This is a genomic window from Emergencia sp. 1XD21-10 (assembly GCF_009936045.1).
Lineage (GTDB): Bacteria > Bacillota > Clostridia > Peptostreptococcales > Anaerovoracaceae > Senimuribacter > Senimuribacter intestinalis.
Genome location: NZ_QWEQ01000004.1, coordinates 215,872 through 234,290, shown reverse-complemented (window position 1 = coordinate 234,290; position 18,419 = coordinate 215,872). Strand labels below are relative to the sequence as shown.

Here is an 18,419-nt window from a genome sequence, read left to right as displayed (position 1 = left end):
ATGCGGAAGTGGCTCAGGGGTAGAGCATCGCCTTGCCAAGGCGAGGGTCGCGAGTTCGAATCTCGTCTTCCGCTCCAATACTTATGCGCGATTGGCGGAATTGGCAGACGCACTAGATTTAGGTTCTAGCGGGCGACCGTGGGGGTTCAAGTCCCTCATCGCGCACCAAAAAATTGTTGAAATCCCAACGTTTATGACGTTGGGATTTTCTTGTATGACGGATAAGTAGATTATTATTTGAATTGAACCACCCTATGCCGAGCGGCACGCAGGGTGGTGTGAAAGGGCTACAAGTTAGCCCCTATTCGATATAAGGCATTCAACCACATTACATTGAGAATTTGTCTTTCGCGCTAATTATGTCAGCGAAAAACAAAACTGAGGCTTATTAAAATTGCTTTGCTGATACATATTCGACTTTTTATAATATCAATAGAGGGGATTATCGAATTCCTTTCCATGCGTGATATGTGTTTGAAATTCTATACACTCTAATCTTTTCTTACATTTTAGATACAATGTCCCAGCGTCAATTTGATAAGTATAGCATACTTCCGTATAGTTGAGTTTGGTCTTTTTAATTGTATTTGAGATAAGGTAGAATAGATATCTCATGGTCACTTGCCTAAAGAAAACAACTTACCAGCAACGAGAACAAGGTGAGTATCCCTGACTTTTTGCTTTACTTAATGAAATCGCATGTTTACTATTCCACAAATAGCCGCACCATGAACGATGATACTTATCACCAGAGTCGGTGATATATACTGTTTGACTGTTAGTGTTTGACACCGATTTTTTTGGTGCAGGTTTCTTTACTTTGCCAGAACGCTATTTACTTAGATAACTGTTATCATAGTCGCTATATGATATCGCTCTGACTTTATAATAATAGCGGGTTCCTTTTTTTATGCTGTAATCTCTATACCAGCTTTCATCATTTGAATCGATATATTTGTATTTTCCATCTTTAGAGGTGGAGCGATAGATATCATATTCGTCAGCATGAGGAACGTAAGCCCAGTCAATTTTAATACTGTTTTTTCCAATATCAATATCTTCGATTACAGGACGTGCTAGGCGATACTCTGCGAATCCGGAAATTGTTGAGGAGAGCATCATGACAATTACTAAAGTTACAGATAGTATTTTTTTCTTCATTTATTCTTTCTCCTTATGTTAGTGTAAATAATAAATTCAATTTAATTATAACATACTATAAAAAAATTGGAATAATTTCACATTGATTCATGAGTAATTTTTGAGAAAATAACACTGTGAAATTTTGGTTTTTACAAAAAAGTATCAAAATCCTACAAAAAAGTGTCAAATTTCGACATAGGGGTTGAATATAACCGCAAACATCCATATAATAATCATATTTCTAGGATATTTATATGGATAAAGTTAGGAGAGGTATTTATGGACAAAAAGGAACATTTGCATCTGGTTGAAAAAGGCTATGTACCAGTGCAGAATTATGTCAACGAGAATCTGATGCAGAACTTGCAGGACAATTCTTCGGAAGAGAAAGAGGCGGCAGTGTGTGATTTTTTCTCGAGTCTTAGAACATACGAGAGTGCTTCACAGCGTTTTCACCAACCTGGCGGAGATGGATATTATATTGTACAGAAGTGTTTACAGAAGTATCTGGACTATAAGTTTATTAAAAAAAATAATCATTTTCGTTTTAATGACTTTTCTGATTATGATGAGGATGATAGAGAGGACAAAAATCTATACACTGAACAGGAGCGACAATTTCAGTATATTCCTGTTCAGCGAAAAAAGGAACCCATGATTGGAACACAAGCTGATATTTATTATCTGCTGTTTGAGGCAGAGCAAGAGTCTGTTGCTTCAAGACGGTGTAAGGATTATGTGAAGTCCAACAAACTTCATCTTACGGCGGTGCTGACTAGTTTGATTGAGAGAGTTGTAACGTCGATGGATAATGACGAACGTAAAAAAATCAGGACCTATGGAAATATTTTACGAACCACATATATGGAGATGGAATACGCAGAAATGGAGATGACGGACTTATATCAGATTTTACACTGCAGTAAAAAACAGTACTACACTGCGCGAAACCATGCAATCACATTGGTGTCTGAAACGCTTTTTGGAATTTTAGCAGGAGAAACAGGTTTGGCAGAATTATATATAAACCAAGACGAAATTATTATACCTTCTATTAAAAGGTGAAAAAGTAATTAATTTACAAAAAAGGAACTTGACAGGGAATCACATATGTGGTAGTATGATAACATAAAATAAATGTAATTAAATTGATTTTATTCCTTTTTATGGAAAACGCGTTTTGCTTTAATCGCAATTTTAGACTGTGAAGCTCAAACGGAATGAGGCTTTTGCTATCTGATGGAAGAGCTTTTGCAATAAATGGAACTTGTACTTAAAACTAAACACTACGCAGAGAAGGCATATCGGATGGTATGCCTTCTTTGTGGGACAATTCAACAGATGTCATGCGACATCTGTTTTTATATAGATAAAATTTTTGAGGAGGTTAAAAAATGTTAAAAAAAGCAAGAAATTATCAGGGAAGACGCGGGTTTGCAATCTTTCTGATTCTTGTTCTTTTGTTAAGCTGTGTTCCGAGAGAGAGTTTTGGAGCAGCAAATGGTTGGAAGGTGGGTGATAAAGCGTATTTTAAGAATGGATCGGAGCTAGTTAGTAGTGATGGTAAGCCATATTATAACTATCACACCAGCGGTCATAGATACGCCTATTGTATTGCGCCAATCAATGGAGGAAAGACTATAAGGGGGTATTGCCTAGAGCGAAATATGGACAATCCACATAACGGCAATACCCAGTATTATGCGAAGACCTGGAATACGGCACTGCGAATTAATAATTACAGTGAGGAGGTGCAGTTGGCGATAAAGACGGCTTTGCTCTATGGCAAGCAGCCACAGTCGACTAAGAAGGATTTAAGTGACTTGCTGGGCGAGTACAGTAGCCATGTGGGTGAATGCAATATGGACGATTGGTGGATTGCGACGCAGACAATTATTTGGGAATTTACAGACGGCTATCGGAAGAGTCTTGCAAGCATTCCTGAAAATCTTGGACAGACCAAAAATGGAAAAGTTGTCTTAGGGACAGTGAATCCAAGCGGTGGAGAAGGCTATGATTTTCACTACAGTGTTCTTCGCAGCAGACCTGCCAGACATATCTATTTTGCAATGCTTCGTGCGATGAAAAAGCATAGAGTAATTCCATCTTTTACGGCGAAGGAAAAGGAACGCACAAAGACCATTTACATGGAGCGGTTGGAAACAAAAGATGGTGGTGTGGTATGGAAAGCGGTAAACTCAGCTTATCGAAAGAAGATGACTGCCGAAGAAAGAGCAGAGGCCAGAACAAAAAGTGATTATTATTTGCTTAAAGACAGCAATTTCTGCCAGCAGGCGTTGAAAGTGGTAAAGACGAAAGACGGAGAAGATTCAACGCAGAAAGCATATCGTTTTACAGTGGAGAAAGGAGGTTACGCGCTTACCTATACAGAAAAATCATTGCCAGGCGTGGTGCTGCACGGAAAGAAAAGCATTCCTGAATCGGTGACCGATGAACTTTTGGTTTGGCAGAATTCGCCCAGTAATCAGCCACTACAAACCATTGCTATCGGTGGTGATGACCCAGTAGACTTTTATTTTAAGATGAAGGAAATAGAAGATGATGATGAGAAAGAAGAGGACGAGCTTCCTAACTTACCGGCTTTTACCTTTGATACTGAAAAGCAGGACTATAATCCGGGTTGGGACGAAGATGGCGATGGTATACACACCGGTATGGGAGATGCTGCACTGGATAGTGAGATTTCGCTGTATCTGGACGATGCGCTGATAGACAGCAGGCAGCTGACCGTTTTTGGTTCTACAGAAAATAATCCTTTTGTGTTTACACCTTGGGAGGACGTAAGCGAACTGGATTTTGAGGAAAAGAAGACTCGCAATGAGGATGGTGTTTTGCAGTATACGGACTATTACTGGCGCGGTGAGAAATCGGTCATGACGAGAGAAACTGGGATTCCTGTGGGTAGACATGGAGAAAATGCAACGGGCGGCAATGGCGCGCGTAGCCATGGCGTGATTACCTATTTTGCGCACCGGCGAGATTACGGGAAAATTGAGTATAGAATTACTTATGAGGGTGAAGACGGAAAAGGAGCAGTACTGACAGATTCTGCGGATATCGATTTGGAAAATCCACAACAAATGCGTGATGAAATAGGCAGTTTTGCTTATTCTAACGATGTCTACAGAGGTGATTTGCAGCTGGTAAAGACGAAAGATGACCTGGACCCTTTTACGGATAGAGGAAATGGTGATAATGGAAAAAAAGACTACAGCACCAGTTCAAAATGGACCATTCGATTGGAATCAGAGGGGGCTGAGAACTGTCCTTATGTTAGAGTACTTGATAAAGGCGTGACGCAGGATTCTTATCAGAAATATACCCATACCTATCAGGTAGCAAAAGACGGAAGTGGGGTACCTGCTGATTCAAGCCATCCTCTGACCTTGTCTAAGGACGGGCAGCTTTATGTAAAAGGGCTTCCTTACGGAACCTACGTGGTAGAAGAAATTGCAGCTGACAGTGAAGGCTATGTGCTGGAATCCTTTCGCATTATTATTTCGGAGGATGGGCAAGCTGAGTCAATCGCTGTAAATAATCAGGCGAAAAAGAATAAGATAAAGGTGGTAAAGACCAATCAATTGACCGGTAAAACAGTAAGATGGGACGCAGCACGGACAGCTTTTCAGATTCGATATCTGGGTAATCCTGATTTGTCGGATCCTACAATATCGCCAAACTATGGCAGATGGCTTCCAAATGGAATCGGTTATACTGATGAAAGTCAGAACTATACATTTTATGCCAATGAGAATGGAGAAATTGTACTTCCTTACGAACTGGAATATGGTATTTATGAGCTGCGGGAACTGGTTGTTCCTGAGGGATACTATGTGGGCGCTTTTGATGAAAAAGGAATTGGAACTGTAGCGGATATGGGAAAAGTTGAAATCATCGATCACAGAGGAATGTCAGTGAAGCCGCCTAAATCTTTTCTTGAAACGGTAAAAGTGGCCGATAAGGAGGGAGAGCCAGTCACCAATTTTTCTGGAGACAGTGAAACTACCTATAATTCCTATACTTTTTCTGTGCTGGAACAGTCGCCGCATGAAGACGGAAAGAATTACATCAAGTACTATGCTATTTTGGAGATTGCGAATAATCCAGTTATGGGAAAAATCAGCCTTACAAAAGAGGGAGAACGACTGACCGGCTGGAAAGAGAACGGCGGCCTTTGGCAGGCAGTCTTCGAGAAGGCAGCGCTGAAAGACGCAGTCTTTGAAATCTATGCGGCGGAAGATATCTTGCAGTCAGATGGTGTTGCGCCTGTAAAAGTGTACGACGCTGAAACGGGTCATGAGCTATCCTTTGAAAAGACTTATCGAGACCACGGAGAAGTTGATAATGCAAAGGAAAGGTGGAAGCTTGCGTTGAAGGAGGGCGGTAGTGTTTTGCGAGTCAGCGACAAAGGCACTTTACAGGATTTTGGACGCGCCAACAGGACAGTGACAGAATATCAGGTAAAAACAGCAGATGGAGCGAGCTTTACTGATAGTTTTACTGCACGTGATGAAAAGAAAAAGATGACCTATCGTTATCGAGTCGAGTATAAGATGAATTATGCCAAAGGCGGATTTTGCTATACCGATGTACACCTTTGGAAGGATTCGATTTCGGATGACTATCTGCCGGAAATTCCGATGACAGAGCCGGTATTGAAAAGCGGAAACCAGAGTGTCGGCATTGTGACAATGCATTATGAAGACGGTAATCGAGTGCGCGTCAATGCACTTGAGGGCGAAAAGGGTTTAGATGAAGAAGAAATTACCGGTATTTTTGGTGCATACGGCATAGATGATATCGCCGCAAAACCGGTAAATGCGTATGGCGGAGAGAGCAGTGACAAGAAGTTTGCAGCGGCAGTGGTGCTGCCGGCGGGCTGGAGTCAGGTTGACAGAGATGATGTTTACTTGGCAACCGATGGAAAAGAAAATTACCAAATTCTTGTAAAAGAAGGACTTTTGGAACGATGGATTCCTTGTGATAAGGAGGGGAGATTCTATAAATCCTTCACACAGGAGTACTCTTTTACGTTGGCGCAGCATTATCAAAGTGATAATGGGTTTACTTTAAATTGGGATGAAGAAATCGGTATGAAAACTTTTGCAAATCATCAGATGGAGACTGCTGTAACCGAGATTTTTTGCAGTGAGAAAAACAGTCCTAAAATTGTAACTTCAAAGGGCTGGAGCAGTAAGCGGCAGAAGGATAAAGTGGTACTTACAGCAGCACCCATAGAAATGGCACCGATATATTTTCTGAACTATGACGGAATCAGAACAGAGATGTTTCTTTCCGGAAAGCAGACTCATACAAAGATAACTTTAACAGAATCTCAGGTTTCACAGTTTGAAAGAGTATTACCAGAAATTTCCTATAAAGGGAAAGTGGTACCGTGGTATGAAGGGCTGCGGGATAATAAGCGTTTCTATGAATGTCTCTTTGATGAAAATACTTATGTTAGAGCTAAGAGACATGCGCCAGGGTCAGAAAACAAGAGCGGTTACTATACCATAGAGATGGTTTCAAATGCAGCAGTCGAAGAGGAATGCTTTCATATTACGTATCCCGATACGACTGAGGCCACAGCTTTAACAGGAGAGAATGGCAGCAGCGGGATTTTACGTTTTTCTTCCTGCGACGGCACAATGATTTATCCGGCGGGAAAGCCTGTGGAAGTGATTCGAAGCGGGGAGAATGGAATTGCACAATCGGGACTGCTGCCGCTAGGAACTTACTGGGTTCGAGAAATTTCTACGACAGAAGGTTTTGTGAATCAGGGGCAGTGGACCCAAATGCAGGTAAATTATGAAAATCAGTATACGCCATTGGTTTGGGACACAGCAACTTATGAGAATGAGGCGGTAACTGTGCAAATTGATTTGGAAAAACTTTTTGAGACCAGCTATCAAAGCGGTACCTATCAAAAGGGAAGCGGCGCTGTTTTTGGTATTTATACAGCGGAACATATGGGTATTGCGCCTGATACCTTAGTCGGAAAGATGGTAGTGACGGACGGTCAAGCGTCGGCAGCGATAAAACTTCCTTTGGGCAAATATTATATTAAAGAAACCTCAGCGCCTGAAGGATATAAAGTAAATCATACCAAGTACTATTTTGACGTGGCAGATATTTTTTCGGCGGACCGATTTCATTTTGACTATCAGCAGATGGGTGTTTCAGGTACGGTTACCCAAAATGGAAAATTGGGAACAGTTATTGACTTTGATACTCTCTACCGCTATGAGTCGGCGGTGGTAAATATCGATGGTAAGGACTATAGACTCGATGAAGATGCAGAGAACGAAACTGTAAAAATCTCTGTACGGGGTGGCAGAACCAATACGCAGGTACATATAAAAAATGGAAAAACTGCGGTGCTCCGTTTGGAAAATGACGCAGTGATGCAGGTAAAAGCAGATGGACTTTGCTATAAGGTGAAACTGGAAGGCCCTATGCCTGTGTATCAGATAGGAGAGGCAAGTGAAAACTTCGACGTTACTGCTGATCAAGGTACGACAACCATTTCTTATATGCCGAAGGTAATTCGGAATAACTGGATTACAGAAGTGACCTGGCTTAGAGAAAATCAGGAGAATTTGCCAAAGCAGCTGGAAGTAACTTCACAGAAAGGAAGTTCCGGCATTTTAGTGACGACCGATGAATCGAAGGATAACGGCGCAGTTTTACTGATTGCACAGGGAAGACTGACAGGCACAATGGTTGATGGAAAACAAGTTGCTCAGGCGCAAGCCCTTACTTTAGAGAAAGAACAGTCGATTCTTTGGAATTTTGCAGACGGCATAACCTTCGCAGCAGAGATGGACCGATTGGGAAATCTTTATTTAAGTGCAAGCGGCGAAGGCAGCAGTGAGCTAAATGAAGAAACGGCTGTTTGCAGAATTACTGCAGACGAGAATGAAAAACTGCCAAAGACTGTTCAGGTAAAAAATGCAAAAGCAAAAACCTACGAACGAAATCACAGTGATACCAAGGTGTTGTCCATCGAGATTACTGGGGTAAAGAATGACCGGCTGCCGGAAAAACCGGAAAAGCCGCAGATTCCAGAAAAGCCGGAAGAACCGAAGTACGGAAGCCTAAGATTGACGAAAGTGGATAGTGAGACGGGAGATGTTCTTGCTGGAGCGGAATTTGCCATCTCAAATGAAGAGGGAGAAATTCTTTATAAAAAAACGACGGCAAGAGATGGTCTTCTAGTGATTGAACAGCTGAAGCCGGGGATTTATTACTATCGGGAAACAAAAGCACCTTCCGGATATCTCCTAGATGAGAGGGAATACGCATTCTGTATCACGGGGGATGGAGAGGCACTGCGTGTTACTGTGAAGAATACTATGAAAAAAAGAACCGATGTGGGTGTAGAATTTCCAGAAGATCCTGTACCAAAGGATGGGAAAAGTCCAAAGACTGGGGATACAAATCGGATTCTGCTTTACATGGCACTGATTCTGGCAGGTGTTAGTGCATTAGTTGTTAGCATTAGAAGATTGAAATAAGCATATTTTTTATTCTTTAATTCAAATTTCCTAAACAATAAAAATTTCCTTTACTTACTATATTTACAAAGCAAAAGAGCCTTTGGGATTCTTTCCCAAAGGCTCTTTTGTGCTGATTTTTACTTGATGGTTGCTGTGATATATTCGCTGTATAGTTTTTGTCCGCAGGATTTTTTGAAAGGTCTAATTCTGATGTACTTGCACTGCGTAGAGGCAGACTTTGCAGTAGAAATCTTGGCGGCAACAGTTTTGCCGGAAGAGACTGTCTTCTTTGCAACAATTTTGCTAAAGCTCTTGGTATCACTGATTTGAATCTCATAACCGGAATTGCGGCTGTCGCCTTTCCATTTCGCAGTGACTGATTTCTTATCAGAAGTGCGGGAGGCCGACAGATTGGTACAGGCGGCAGGAGTGACGCTTACCTTGACCTTATAGATGACAGAACAGTATTTACCGGATTCGGGAACCTTTATGGTGATGGTTGCCGTGCCGGGACCGGTAATTTTAGAAAGGCCTGTCTTTTTATCTACTTTGATGACTTTGTTGGCAGAAGACGAGTAGGAAGCCTGAAAGCCGGATTTTCCGGCGGCATAAAAGTCCGGGGAACTGAGCTTCTTTGTCAATGAGAAGTTGCCGGGAAAGCTAGGCGTCTCCATCTTGGAAAATCGAGGAAAGTAGGACGCAGTGGTTTTCGGTAGGCGATAATATACTAACTTTTCCATGACTTTGTAGCGGCTGGTGCCATAGAGGAATTTAATATAATCCTTTATCTCGTTTTTAAAGTATTTCTCTGTGAGATTGCGATAAGCGGGATTGTCATAAGACGGAATCAGGTCATAATAATAGACGCCGTCAATTGTGATGCGAATGACCTCCACGTTATACGCCTCAATGGAAAGTTTTTTGCCGCTTTTGTCATAGAAACCGTCAAAATACCAACCGGCATTTGGCTTTACGATGATTCCTCGGTCGATTAAAGCGCTGAATTTGTGACTTACACTGCTGTCAATGCGGCAGCTGTCTCGGTAGGTGTCTTTGCCCTGATAAAAAAATTTTAGGTTATCATCGTAAGTCATGTAAAGACTTCCGCCTTTTGCTGGCTGCAGTGATACCTGGTAGTATACGCTGCTCGCTGCATTTGCATGCACTGTGGTAGATGCAAATACGGTGATACACATGGACATGCAGAGCAGGCATACTGCTGCTAGAGAAAATAGTTTGCTTTTCATAAATATACCTCCTGAAATTTTATTTGGGATATTTACGATAAAGGTGAATGGAGTTTCATTATACACGGAGAGTATGGGGAAAACAATGTAAAAAACTTTTTTATGGGAATCTGCAAAAATGGGAATGAACTAAAATTACACAGGTTACAGTTGCATTTTATTGTGATTTTCTGTAAAATAAAAAATGTTAAACTGAAGATATTTGACTAAGTATAAAGAAAGGGAAACCAGCATGAACAGATTATATCAACTGGAGCAAAAGCTTGATGCAGTGATTTGTGCTCAAGAAGGAAAGTTTTCTGAACGTGACGAGACGTTGGATTGGGAGCGTCTGCATATGGCTTCATCAGCGAGAATTGCGTGGATTCTTGCCTTAAAGCGGGGCGCGGACCCGGAACTTTCAGCTTGTGCGGCCTGTGTGCACGACTTTGGAAGAATTCTAACAGGAAAGCAGAGTGGACATGCAGAGGCAGGATACGAGCCAGTTAAAGCATTTTTAGAGGAAACCAGGCTGTTTTCGGCGGAAGAAATCGAGATCATTGCCTGTGCGGTAAAAAACCACAGCAGAAAGACAGAGACCGGAACCATAATCGAGGAAATCGTAAAGGACGCTGATGTTATCGATTGTTATCAGTATGGAATGCCTTTTGACAGACCGGAAAAGGAAGAGCGTTATTTGAAGTGGAGGAAGGAATATGGAATCTAGCATGGAATACAGCAAGGTAGATCCCAAGGCAATTAAGAGTTGGCGCATCGGCAGGGGAATTTTCTTTCTGATTGTTTTGGCGATGGCAGTTCCGGGCGAGATTGCGCTGGGATTTTTGGCATGGGAATCAATCTGGAAAGTACTCATTATGGCAGTGATAGGGTTTTTCGTCTGTTATCTGGCAGTTGGGCTGGTCGTTTTTCCTATCATTGAATACAAGCAGTGGGGATATAACGTTGAAGAGGACAAGGTGGTTATTCGCCATGGTATTTTCTTCATCAAAAAAACCATTATCCCCATCATCAGAATACAGAATATTACGGTCTCTCAAGGACCAATCAACAGAAAGCTGGGGCTTTTTGAGGTGGAGATGGCTCTGGCCAGCGGCAGCTTTTCCATTGAAGGTTTGGATAAGGAAACGGCTGATGCAATCAGCGAGAACCTGAAAGCAAAGCTGTACCGACGCATTTCTGAGAAAGGGGTTCTATAATGGAGTTTGGACCAAAGAGGGGACATCCGATTTTTATCGTTGAGAACTTTTTCAAAGACTTTTCTCTGCTTTTGATTGCTGTCGTAATTGGGCTGATTCAGGGTGACATGCGAGTGCTCTATGAAAATATCGGAGTGCTTGTGGTGGTACTTCTCGGACCGATTCAGAGAATTGTCCAGTATTTTACAACATATTATACAGTTGACAGTGAAAAATTAACTGTAAAAAGCGGACTTTTTAAGAAAAACCAGCTGGAACTTCCGCTATCCACCATAACTACTGTGGATTTTTCGCAGAATGTGCTTCATCAGGTTTTTGGCGTATACCGGCTCAATGTGGACAATGCTAGCAATATTTCCAACACGAATACGAAGGTGCGTATGACTTTTGCAAAGGAGGATGCCTTTGTTGTCAGGGATTTGCTGATTTCTGGCAGAAAAGGGCTCGATGGCTTTAATCTTGGTGAAGAAGGAGCAGCCCTTGCCGGCACCGAGGGAAAAAGAATTAAAGTATCTGCAGGTGATTTAATGCTGCTCGGGCTTTTGAAATCCAAAGGACTTTTTTTTCTGCAGATGTTTACTGTAGTAACTTCTGCATTGGCGTTGTTCAGCGTGTCGCTGAGCAATCTGTTGGCTGAATCCGTGGCTGACACGATTTACACCATGGGAATCGGTATGACGGCTGCGATACTGCTTCTTATCACTTTTGTAATTTCTTTCATCTGCGGCATGATTGGCAGCCTGATTCGTTATTATGGATTTGAAATTCTGGATAACGGCGAGGCGATAAAGATTCAGTATGGCCTTTTGACAAAGAAAAAATATACGATACAGAAAAATAGGATAAGCGGTTTTTTTTACGATCAGTCGTTCTTTATGCGGCTGCTCGGTGTGGGAAGCCTGAATCTTTTTGCAATCGGCTATGGCGTCGGTGATAATGAGAGTAGCGAGGAACCGATGGTGTTTCCCCTTCTGAAGGCAGATAAGGTGCGCCAAGCTATGGCAGAGATTCTGCCTCAGATGTTGGAGGAGTCTGTATATCACAAGCCGAAAAAGGGATCGCTGCACTACTTTTTCTATGGTCTGGGCTTTATACTGGCGCTAATTGCTGCAGGTGTATCTATCTACTGTACGATGTATGTGGACTACTGTCAGCAGGTCTGGATTTTAGGCGCGTTGATTTTGTTCTACAGTGTAACAGGAAGAGTACTTGAGTATAAAAATTCCGCCATCTATGGAAATTTCGAAAACATTTCTCTGAGTTATGGCGGATTTAGAAAGACAACTATTTTTGTAAAAGCAACCCATGTGGAAAGTGTTACGGCAAAAGCAAGCAGATGGAAAGAAAGAAAAGGTGTTGCCAGCGTGACAGTCAGCTATCTGGCACCTCTTGCTGCTGCCAACAAGGTGGCAAAGAATGTGCCCATAGAGGCTTTTGACGAGGTGAAGACAAAGCTGATTTATTAATCTTTTATGGACAAAGTTTGAAAAAAAGTCAGAAGGAATGCGTTGATTTCCATATAATTGATGGTGCCGCGATCTTCTGCAATGAGGTATCCGTCTACAACAGACGGGTACTTTTTAATTGGTTCCGTATTTCCTTCAAGAATCGCCTGTGCGTCGAAGAATAATGCGCCGGCTTCTGCAGTGCATGGAATGTTCAGCTCGAAATCGCCGCTATGGCTGTCCATGGTCAGGGAATAAGGTTTTTCAGCAGTGGGAAAGGCAATATAGTCCTTTGGGGTGCTGCGCTGCCAGCCGCAAACGCAAAGACTGCGTCCCTGAAAGGAAATTTTCTGTATCAGCACATTGCCTGCGAGAAAGCCCAGCTTGTACATAGCTCTGTGAAAGTCAGTCATTGCAATGACTGGGAGCAGTTTGTAAAGCTGAATCAAATCGTCGTGATTGTGGAGAAGGATGGTCTTTTCCAACGCAAAAGCATGGGTCTGCATGTACTGTTCGTAGAGTGCAACGCTTTCTCCGCCGGAGATTTCATCGTCTCTGCTGCCTGCCAGTCCCATGAAAATTTCTACAGTCTTTTGCTTCAGATTAGGCAGAGTCTGACGCAAATTGGAATGCCCCTGGATGACAAGGAACAAATCCAGGTTATAAACGGACGGCTGAAAGGAAAGTCCGTATTTTTTTGCGCGAGTTTCCATAAAGGGCATGTCAAAGTGCTTTCCGTTGTAGGTAATGATGTAGTCCACGGAATTCAGGATTTTCAGCGTTTTTTCAATGATTTCTTTCTCGTCGTCAGTTTCATTTGCGAAATACTGAATGACCTGACAGCTTTCGCCTTTGCGAAGAAGGATTCCTGTGAGAATGACCTTGCATTTTGTGGGGGACAGTCCAGTAGTCTCTATATCAAAGACCGCAAAGCTGCGCTCTCCGAAGTAGGTATCGAACAGCTTTGCTGTATATGGATTCAATGTTAGAGTATCTGTAATCATTTTCATGAAGTGCCTCTTTCAATTATACATGTGATAAAAACAAAATAGACCGCAGGGGTGCAGTCTACTTTGTTCAAAAGGGGTATTGGGATTAGAGATTAATGAGGTTATCAGGGGGATAACCACAATTGAATTATAACTGAGTTTGAAGAAAAATGCAAGCATAAATATAAAAAAAGTGAAAAAAGAAAGTTTTTTGTCGAACGAATTAGCCCCTTTTTGTGTATATTGACCAGTATAATAGAGAAAATGATAATTTTATTAGGAGGAAAACAATATGGAAATATTAAAGGTTTCAGCTAAGTCGAATCCAAATTCGGTAGCAGGGGCGTTAGCAGGTGTTTTAAGAGAGAAAGGTGGTGCAGAAGTGCAGGCAATTGGCGCAGGGGCGCTGAATCAAGCCATTAAAGCCACAGCCATAGCAAGAGGTTTTGTTGCACCAAGCGGAATTGATCTGGTTTGCGTGCCAGCATTTACTGATATTCAGATTGAAGGAGAGGAAAGAACGGCAATCAAGCTGATTGTAGAGCCGAGATAAGCGGCAGCATGCAGCCGTAAAACATAAAGGGAACTTGATTTTTTCAAGTTCCCTATTTTAATTCGGAAAAATAAATGGTATACTTAAATATATCAACAATTCGAAGGGGGGGACACGCTATGATTTTTGAAGAAGAGACCATCAGCACAGAGCGAATTTACGAGGGTGCAATTCTAAATTTGCGAAGAGACAAGGTGACTGTTATGGAGGGGGAATCTTTTCGAGAGATAGTGGAGCACAGAGGCGGTGCAGTGATTGCCGCTGTAAAAGATGATGGCAATATGGTTATGGTAAAGCAGTTCAGAAAGCCGGCGGAGCGGGTTATGCTGGAAGTGCCTGCAGGTAAAATTGATGAAGGCGAGATGAACCCAGAAAAAACTGCTCTGCGGGAACTTCGGGAAGAGACTGGCTATAGAGCCTCGTCCATTCGCCTTCTGACCAGAATGTACCCTTCGGTTGGTTATTCCGAGGAAACTTTATATATCTATCTTTGCACAGGCCTTACGGCGGGAGAACCAGATTTTGACGAGAATGAGGCTATCGACATCGAGGAATATTCCATTGACACACTATACCGCATGGTGATGGAAGGAAAAATCGAGGACGGCAAGTCGCAGGTTGCCATTCTTATGGTGAAAGGACTCCTAGAAGAAGGACGGCTTCCAGTACGCTAGAGCAGATGAGACAGATGAGACAGCATAGAAACTGAAGCAGGAATCTGGGCATGCCGTGCTTTAAGGCAGATGGATTCTGATAGTTCTTTTTTACAAAGACAGCTGTTTCTATTGAAATAACTGTAAGTGCAACGTAGACAGGTATTTTAAACAGACCTCTGGGCAGCAGCACGCAGGAGGTCAGAACGAAAGCGTTTTTTGCAGAGGACGCAAGAAGATAGGCCGCAGAAAAGCCGAGGGAAAATGTTTTTCCAATGACAATGCAGGGTACCAGCGGCAAAAGAAACACACTGCAGGAAAAAAGCAGTGCAGCGCAGACGGTAATCATATCGTTTTTTAGATAATCCAGAATACCGGTACCTACCGAGGGCAGATCCTGGGTGAGAGAAGTTCCCTCTATGGGAATGACAATCTGGGTAAAAATCCCGGCAGAAAAACTGATTATCAGTATCATCAGCGGAATGATAAACATTTTCTTTTGCATAGACGAGCCTCCTTTATAATTCAATTTATGCTGCATGTGAAGAAGTATGATAAGAAAATGAGATAGAAAGATGGAGAAAGATATATGGAACTTTATGGCTTTATTATATACCTGAAAGAAGAAAAAAAGAGTTCTGACAATACCTGTGAGGCTTATATGCGCGATATCAAGGCCTTTGGGGAATTTTTACAGAGGAGAGGTATCGTAGCCCTTGAAAAAGCAGGAAGCAATGACGTGGCCGCTTACATGATGGAACTGAAGAATTCTGGAAAGTCCAAGGCGACCATCAATCGAAAGCTTTCTTCCATCAGAACGTACTATAAGTTCTTGATTAAAAAGGGGATGATGAAGGAAAATCCGACCGAGGACATTAAGTCGCCGAGAATAGAGCGCAGGGAACTTGATTATCTGACTATTGAGGAAGTGGAGACTTTGCTGCTCGCGCCGGACGAATCGATTAAAGGCATACGCGACCGGGCGATTTTGGAGGTGCTTTATGCGACTGGAATCAGAGTCAGCGAAATCATTGAGCTTAGGTTAAAGGATATTAACCTGCGCATGGGTTTTTTGACTTTAAACGGTGCACATGGCAGAGCCAGAATTGTACCTATGGGTTCGATGGCAAGAAGAGCGTTGGATCATTACATTTTGAGCAGTCGTCCGGCTCTGATGAAAGACGGTACGCCCGATGATCCGGAAAGCGTTCTCTTTGTCAACTATTTAGGTGAAGCTTTTTCCAGACAAGGGTTTTGGAAACTGATGAAACAGTACGGCAGGCAGGTAGGTCTTGAGGACAGGCTGACACCACATATTCTAAGAACTTCTTTTGCAGTACATATGGTGCAAAACGGTGCAGATCTGAAATCCCTGCAGGAACTGATGGGTCATGAGGATATCATGGCGACTAGAATTTATCTGTCGGTGACGAAGAATCGGATTAAAGATGTGTATGACAAAACCCACCCGAGGGCGTAAAAATCGAAGTGCTATATGGGCTTTATTAAATGAAAATGATATAATAAATAAATTCACAATATATTTAAGAAAGGATATTTGAAATGAAAGAGGAATTAGAAAAAGATACAATTACAGGAACAGATGCAGAAGTTTCAAGTGAAACTGAGCCAACCACTATGGAAGATAATGAGGCACAAAGTTTGGAGGAGCAAGTTCCAAATGAAGAAGAACCGCTAGATTTCGCAGGCGAAATAGAATTAGTACCTAATTCACAGTCATTTTGCGGAGGTTGCGGATATGAACTGCATGGCGAAAAGTTTTGCCCAAATTGCGGAAAGGCAGCAGGCGGCACGGTACTGCAGGAACCTAAAAAGGGGAATTCTAAAAAAATGATTATCGGCGGCATTATTGCGGTAGCAATAATAGCCTTAGTGATAGTGTTTATTACTGTCATTCAGCCGAATCAAAAGTATAATCAAGCAATTGATTTGGCGTCAGAGGAAAATTATGAGGAGGCTATAGATATTTTGACTGAGCTGGATGGATATAAGGATTCTGTTGAGAGGATAGAAAAATATGAACACTTAAAAGAATTGAAAGAATTAAAACTTCGCTTTAAAGCCGCAGATACAGCATGTATATCAGGAAAAGCTGTATTGTCTTCTGATGGGACAAGTATCAATGTAGATTCAAAAGATCAATATGATGTTGATGCCGCTGTAGATATTTTATCTATTATCACTGAACTTGAACTTCCAGATACATTATTTACGGAAATGTGTTCTACAACGGCGCTGATGGGGAGACAGACGAAAACTTATGGAGATATTGAGGTGAGCTGGTCATATCACCCGGATAATGGTCTTGATGTGTTTTTTAGAATTGTGGATTAATAATAGGCTGGAGTTTATAATTAAGTTAGAAAATTGATTCTAACTTAATTTTTTTTTACCCAAATTTCAACGGTTTCAGCGATTTTGTTGGAATGAAGTGGAAACTCTGGGAAAGGAAAAATGGAAAAAAAGGTTATGCGAATTACTGCTCTGCGGACATTTGTCCGTACATATATAAGAGAAATAGTAATAGCAACATCTAAAGAAAAAGACAGAGAAAAAAACAAAAGACAAAGAGAAAAATGGGAGGTTTATGATGGCTAGAATATGGACCAAAGTGAACAGAAAAAATCTGGAGTTCTATCTGAAAGAGGGCTACATGGTCCCAAGAATTGCAGAAAAAATGGGTGTCAGCGCCCAGGCGATTTACGGTGAAATTAAAAAAACGCTGACTGAAGAAGAATATCGGGAACGGCGATATGTAAAGTATAGCGCAGAAAGAGCAATCGCTAAGGAGATTAGTCAGATTCAAGGAGAAGAATAATGAGCCAAAGTGAAATGCAAGAAACAGGTTTGCAGAGAAATGAAGCGAAACAAAGCCAGTATTGGTATTTTCGTTTTCACGAAAATTTCTTCGATAATATGCCTCTGATGAAAATGCAAACAGAGCCAGGAGGCTATGAATTTGTGGTCATTTTATTAAAGCTCTACTGTCTAAGTGTAAGAACTGGCGGAGTGCTGGAGTGTCCGATGAATGATTATGGACAAGTCGATATTCCGACTTTGGCAAGTATGCTGCGGCATGAGCCTAAAATCGTATCAAGGGCGATTGAGTATTTCATTAAACATAAATTTTTGCAACTGATGGAATCTGTCGACACGGAAGAAGTGACGGTGTTTCTTCCGGGAGTAAAAGATATGACCGGAAAAACCAGCAAAGAGGCAGACCGGAAACGAGCAATCAGACACGCCCAGGAACAGCTGCCAAAGCCGGAAGAAAAACATGAAGATGTGGAGAACAGCAGAAAAGACAAATGTAAAGTCTTTGGCACTTTCAAAAATGTATGGCTGCTACCCGAAGAACTCACGAAAGTTAGAAATAAATATGAAAATGCAAATGTGCTCATTGAAAATTTATCTATTTACAAAGCGAGAGAAAATAAAGAATATCCCAATGACTATGCAGCGCTGCTCGGCTTTGCGAAACGCAGCGGGATACTGAAAGTGTCGGAAAGAGAACGCAGACAAAGTGTGTATGAGAGATACAAGAAAGAAGCACAGCTAGGGTTCCCGCCTCCTGCAGATTGTAAAGAGATTTTAACCGATATGCAATTTGCAGAGCTGGAGCAGATAGCAGAAGAAAATATGGAATGATGAC

The 18,419-nt window shown here is 41.9% G+C and carries 16 protein-coding genes and 2 tRNA genes; 14 read left to right on the top strand and 4 right to left on the bottom strand.

The annotated features are described in order from the left end of the window. Positions 1–2: 2 nt before the first annotated feature. Both D1151_RS03725 and D1151_RS03720 read left to right on the top strand, forming a co-directional pair. Positions 3–77, top strand: a tRNA-Gly gene (locus tag D1151_RS03725). A gap of 8 nt (positions 78–85) precedes the next feature. Beyond that, positions 86–168 (top strand) — tRNA-Leu (locus tag D1151_RS03720). A 663-nt stretch (positions 169–831) separates the two neighbouring features. On the opposite strand, the gene D1151_RS03715 is transcribed toward D1151_RS03720, so the two are convergent. After that, positions 832–1,161 (bottom strand): hypothetical protein, encoded by a 330-nt coding sequence (locus D1151_RS03715; protein WP_160203263.1) that lies wholly within the window; start codon positions 1,159–1,161, stop codon positions 832–834. A gap of 261 nt (positions 1,162–1,422) precedes the next feature. Between D1151_RS03715 and D1151_RS03710 the strand changes: the two genes are divergently transcribed. Continuing rightward, complete coding sequence (locus D1151_RS03710) at positions 1,423–2,208, top strand: hypothetical protein (protein WP_160203262.1); 786 nt, start codon at positions 1,423–1,425, stop codon at positions 2,206–2,208. A gap of 329 nt (positions 2,209–2,537) precedes the next feature. Beyond that, positions 2,538–8,681, top strand: coding sequence for a SpaA isopeptide-forming pilin-related protein (locus tag D1151_RS03705; protein ID WP_161907980.1), 6,144 nt, complete (start codon positions 2,538–2,540; stop codon positions 8,679–8,681). Between the two features lie 119 nt (positions 8,682–8,800). Here the strand turns inward: D1151_RS03705 and D1151_RS03700 are convergent, their stop codons facing one another. Then, on the bottom strand, positions 8,801–9,910 hold the full coding sequence (locus D1151_RS03700; protein WP_161907979.1) for a hypothetical protein: 1,110 nt from the start codon (positions 9,908–9,910) through the stop codon (positions 8,801–8,803). 232 nt (positions 9,911–10,142) lie between these two features. Here D1151_RS03700 and D1151_RS03695 point away from each other — a divergent pair, with 232 nt between their 5' ends. Genes D1151_RS03695 through D1151_RS03685 form a run of 3 tightly spaced genes read left to right on the top strand, consistent with a single transcriptional unit; the run spans position 10,143 to position 12,572 of the window. Continuing rightward, positions 10,143–10,616, top strand: coding sequence for an HD domain-containing protein (locus tag D1151_RS03695; protein WP_161907978.1), 474 nt, complete (start codon positions 10,143–10,145; stop codon positions 10,614–10,616). Beyond that, positions 10,606–11,106 (top strand): PH domain-containing protein, encoded by a 501-nt coding sequence (locus D1151_RS03690; protein WP_161907977.1) that lies wholly within the window; start codon positions 10,606–10,608, stop codon positions 11,104–11,106. Before D1151_RS03695 ends, D1151_RS03690 begins: the two co-directional genes overlap by 11 nt. Beyond that, positions 11,106–12,572: a PH domain-containing protein gene (locus D1151_RS03685; protein ID WP_161907976.1), complete on the top strand. Its 1,467-nt coding sequence runs from the start codon at positions 11,106–11,108 to the stop codon at positions 12,570–12,572. The genes D1151_RS03690 and D1151_RS03685 overlap by 1 nt, the downstream gene beginning before the upstream one ends. Here the strand turns inward: D1151_RS03685 and D1151_RS03680 are convergent. Beyond that, positions 12,569–13,561 carry a ribonuclease H-like domain-containing protein gene (locus D1151_RS03680; protein ID WP_160203256.1) on the bottom strand — a complete coding sequence of 331 codons (993 nt, stop codon included), beginning with the start codon at positions 13,559–13,561 and terminating at the stop codon, positions 12,569–12,571. The two genes, D1151_RS03685 and D1151_RS03680, sit on opposite strands and share 4 nt — an antisense overlap. A 271-nt stretch (positions 13,562–13,832) precedes the next feature. Here D1151_RS03680 and D1151_RS03675 point away from each other — a divergent pair, with 271 nt between their 5' ends. After that, a complete protein-coding gene (locus D1151_RS03675; RefSeq protein ID WP_160203255.1) occupies positions 13,833–14,093 on the top strand; it encodes a stage V sporulation protein S in 261 nt (86 codons plus the stop codon). Positions 14,094–14,212: 119 nt separating this feature from the next. Further along, positions 14,213–14,767 carry an NUDIX hydrolase gene (locus D1151_RS03670; protein ID WP_161907975.1) on the top strand — a complete coding sequence of 185 codons (555 nt, stop codon included), beginning with the start codon at positions 14,213–14,215 and terminating at the stop codon, positions 14,765–14,767. Here D1151_RS03670 and D1151_RS03665 read toward each other — a convergent pair. Continuing rightward, positions 14,721–15,251, bottom strand: a complete 531-nt coding sequence (locus D1151_RS03665; protein ID WP_161907974.1) for a stage II sporulation protein M — start codon at positions 15,249–15,251, stop codon at positions 14,721–14,723. The genes D1151_RS03670 and D1151_RS03665 overlap by 47 nt on opposite strands. Before the next feature lie 84 nt (positions 15,252–15,335). On the opposite strand from D1151_RS03665, the gene D1151_RS03660 reads away from it, so the two are divergent. The 5 genes from D1151_RS03660 (at position 15,336) to D1151_RS03640 (ending at position 18,415) form a co-directional block, all read left to right on the top strand. Then, positions 15,336–16,226: a tyrosine recombinase gene (locus D1151_RS03660; protein WP_161907973.1), complete on the top strand. Its 891-nt coding sequence runs from the start codon at positions 15,336–15,338 to the stop codon at positions 16,224–16,226. An 83-nt stretch (positions 16,227–16,309) separates the two neighbouring features. Further along, positions 16,310–17,101, top strand: a complete 792-nt coding sequence (locus D1151_RS03655; RefSeq protein WP_161907972.1) for a zinc ribbon domain-containing protein — start codon at positions 16,310–16,312, stop codon at positions 17,099–17,101. A 120-nt stretch (positions 17,102–17,221) separates the two neighbouring features. Next, the gene (locus D1151_RS03650) at positions 17,222–17,365 is read left to right on the top strand and encodes a hypothetical protein (protein ID WP_161907971.1); all 144 of its coding nucleotides are present in this window, start codon (positions 17,222–17,224) and stop codon (positions 17,363–17,365) included. Then, on the top strand, positions 17,358–17,585 hold the full coding sequence (locus D1151_RS03645) for a hypothetical protein (RefSeq protein ID WP_161907970.1): 228 nt from the start codon (positions 17,358–17,360) through the stop codon (positions 17,583–17,585). Before D1151_RS03650 ends, D1151_RS03645 begins: the two co-directional genes overlap by 8 nt. After that, the gene (locus tag D1151_RS03640; protein ID WP_161907969.1) at positions 17,585–18,415 is read left to right on the top strand and encodes a phage replisome organizer N-terminal domain-containing protein; all 831 of its coding nucleotides are present in this window, start codon (positions 17,585–17,587) and stop codon (positions 18,413–18,415) included. The genes D1151_RS03645 and D1151_RS03640 overlap by 1 nt, the downstream gene beginning before the upstream one ends. Positions 18,416–18,419 lie beyond the last annotated feature (4 nt).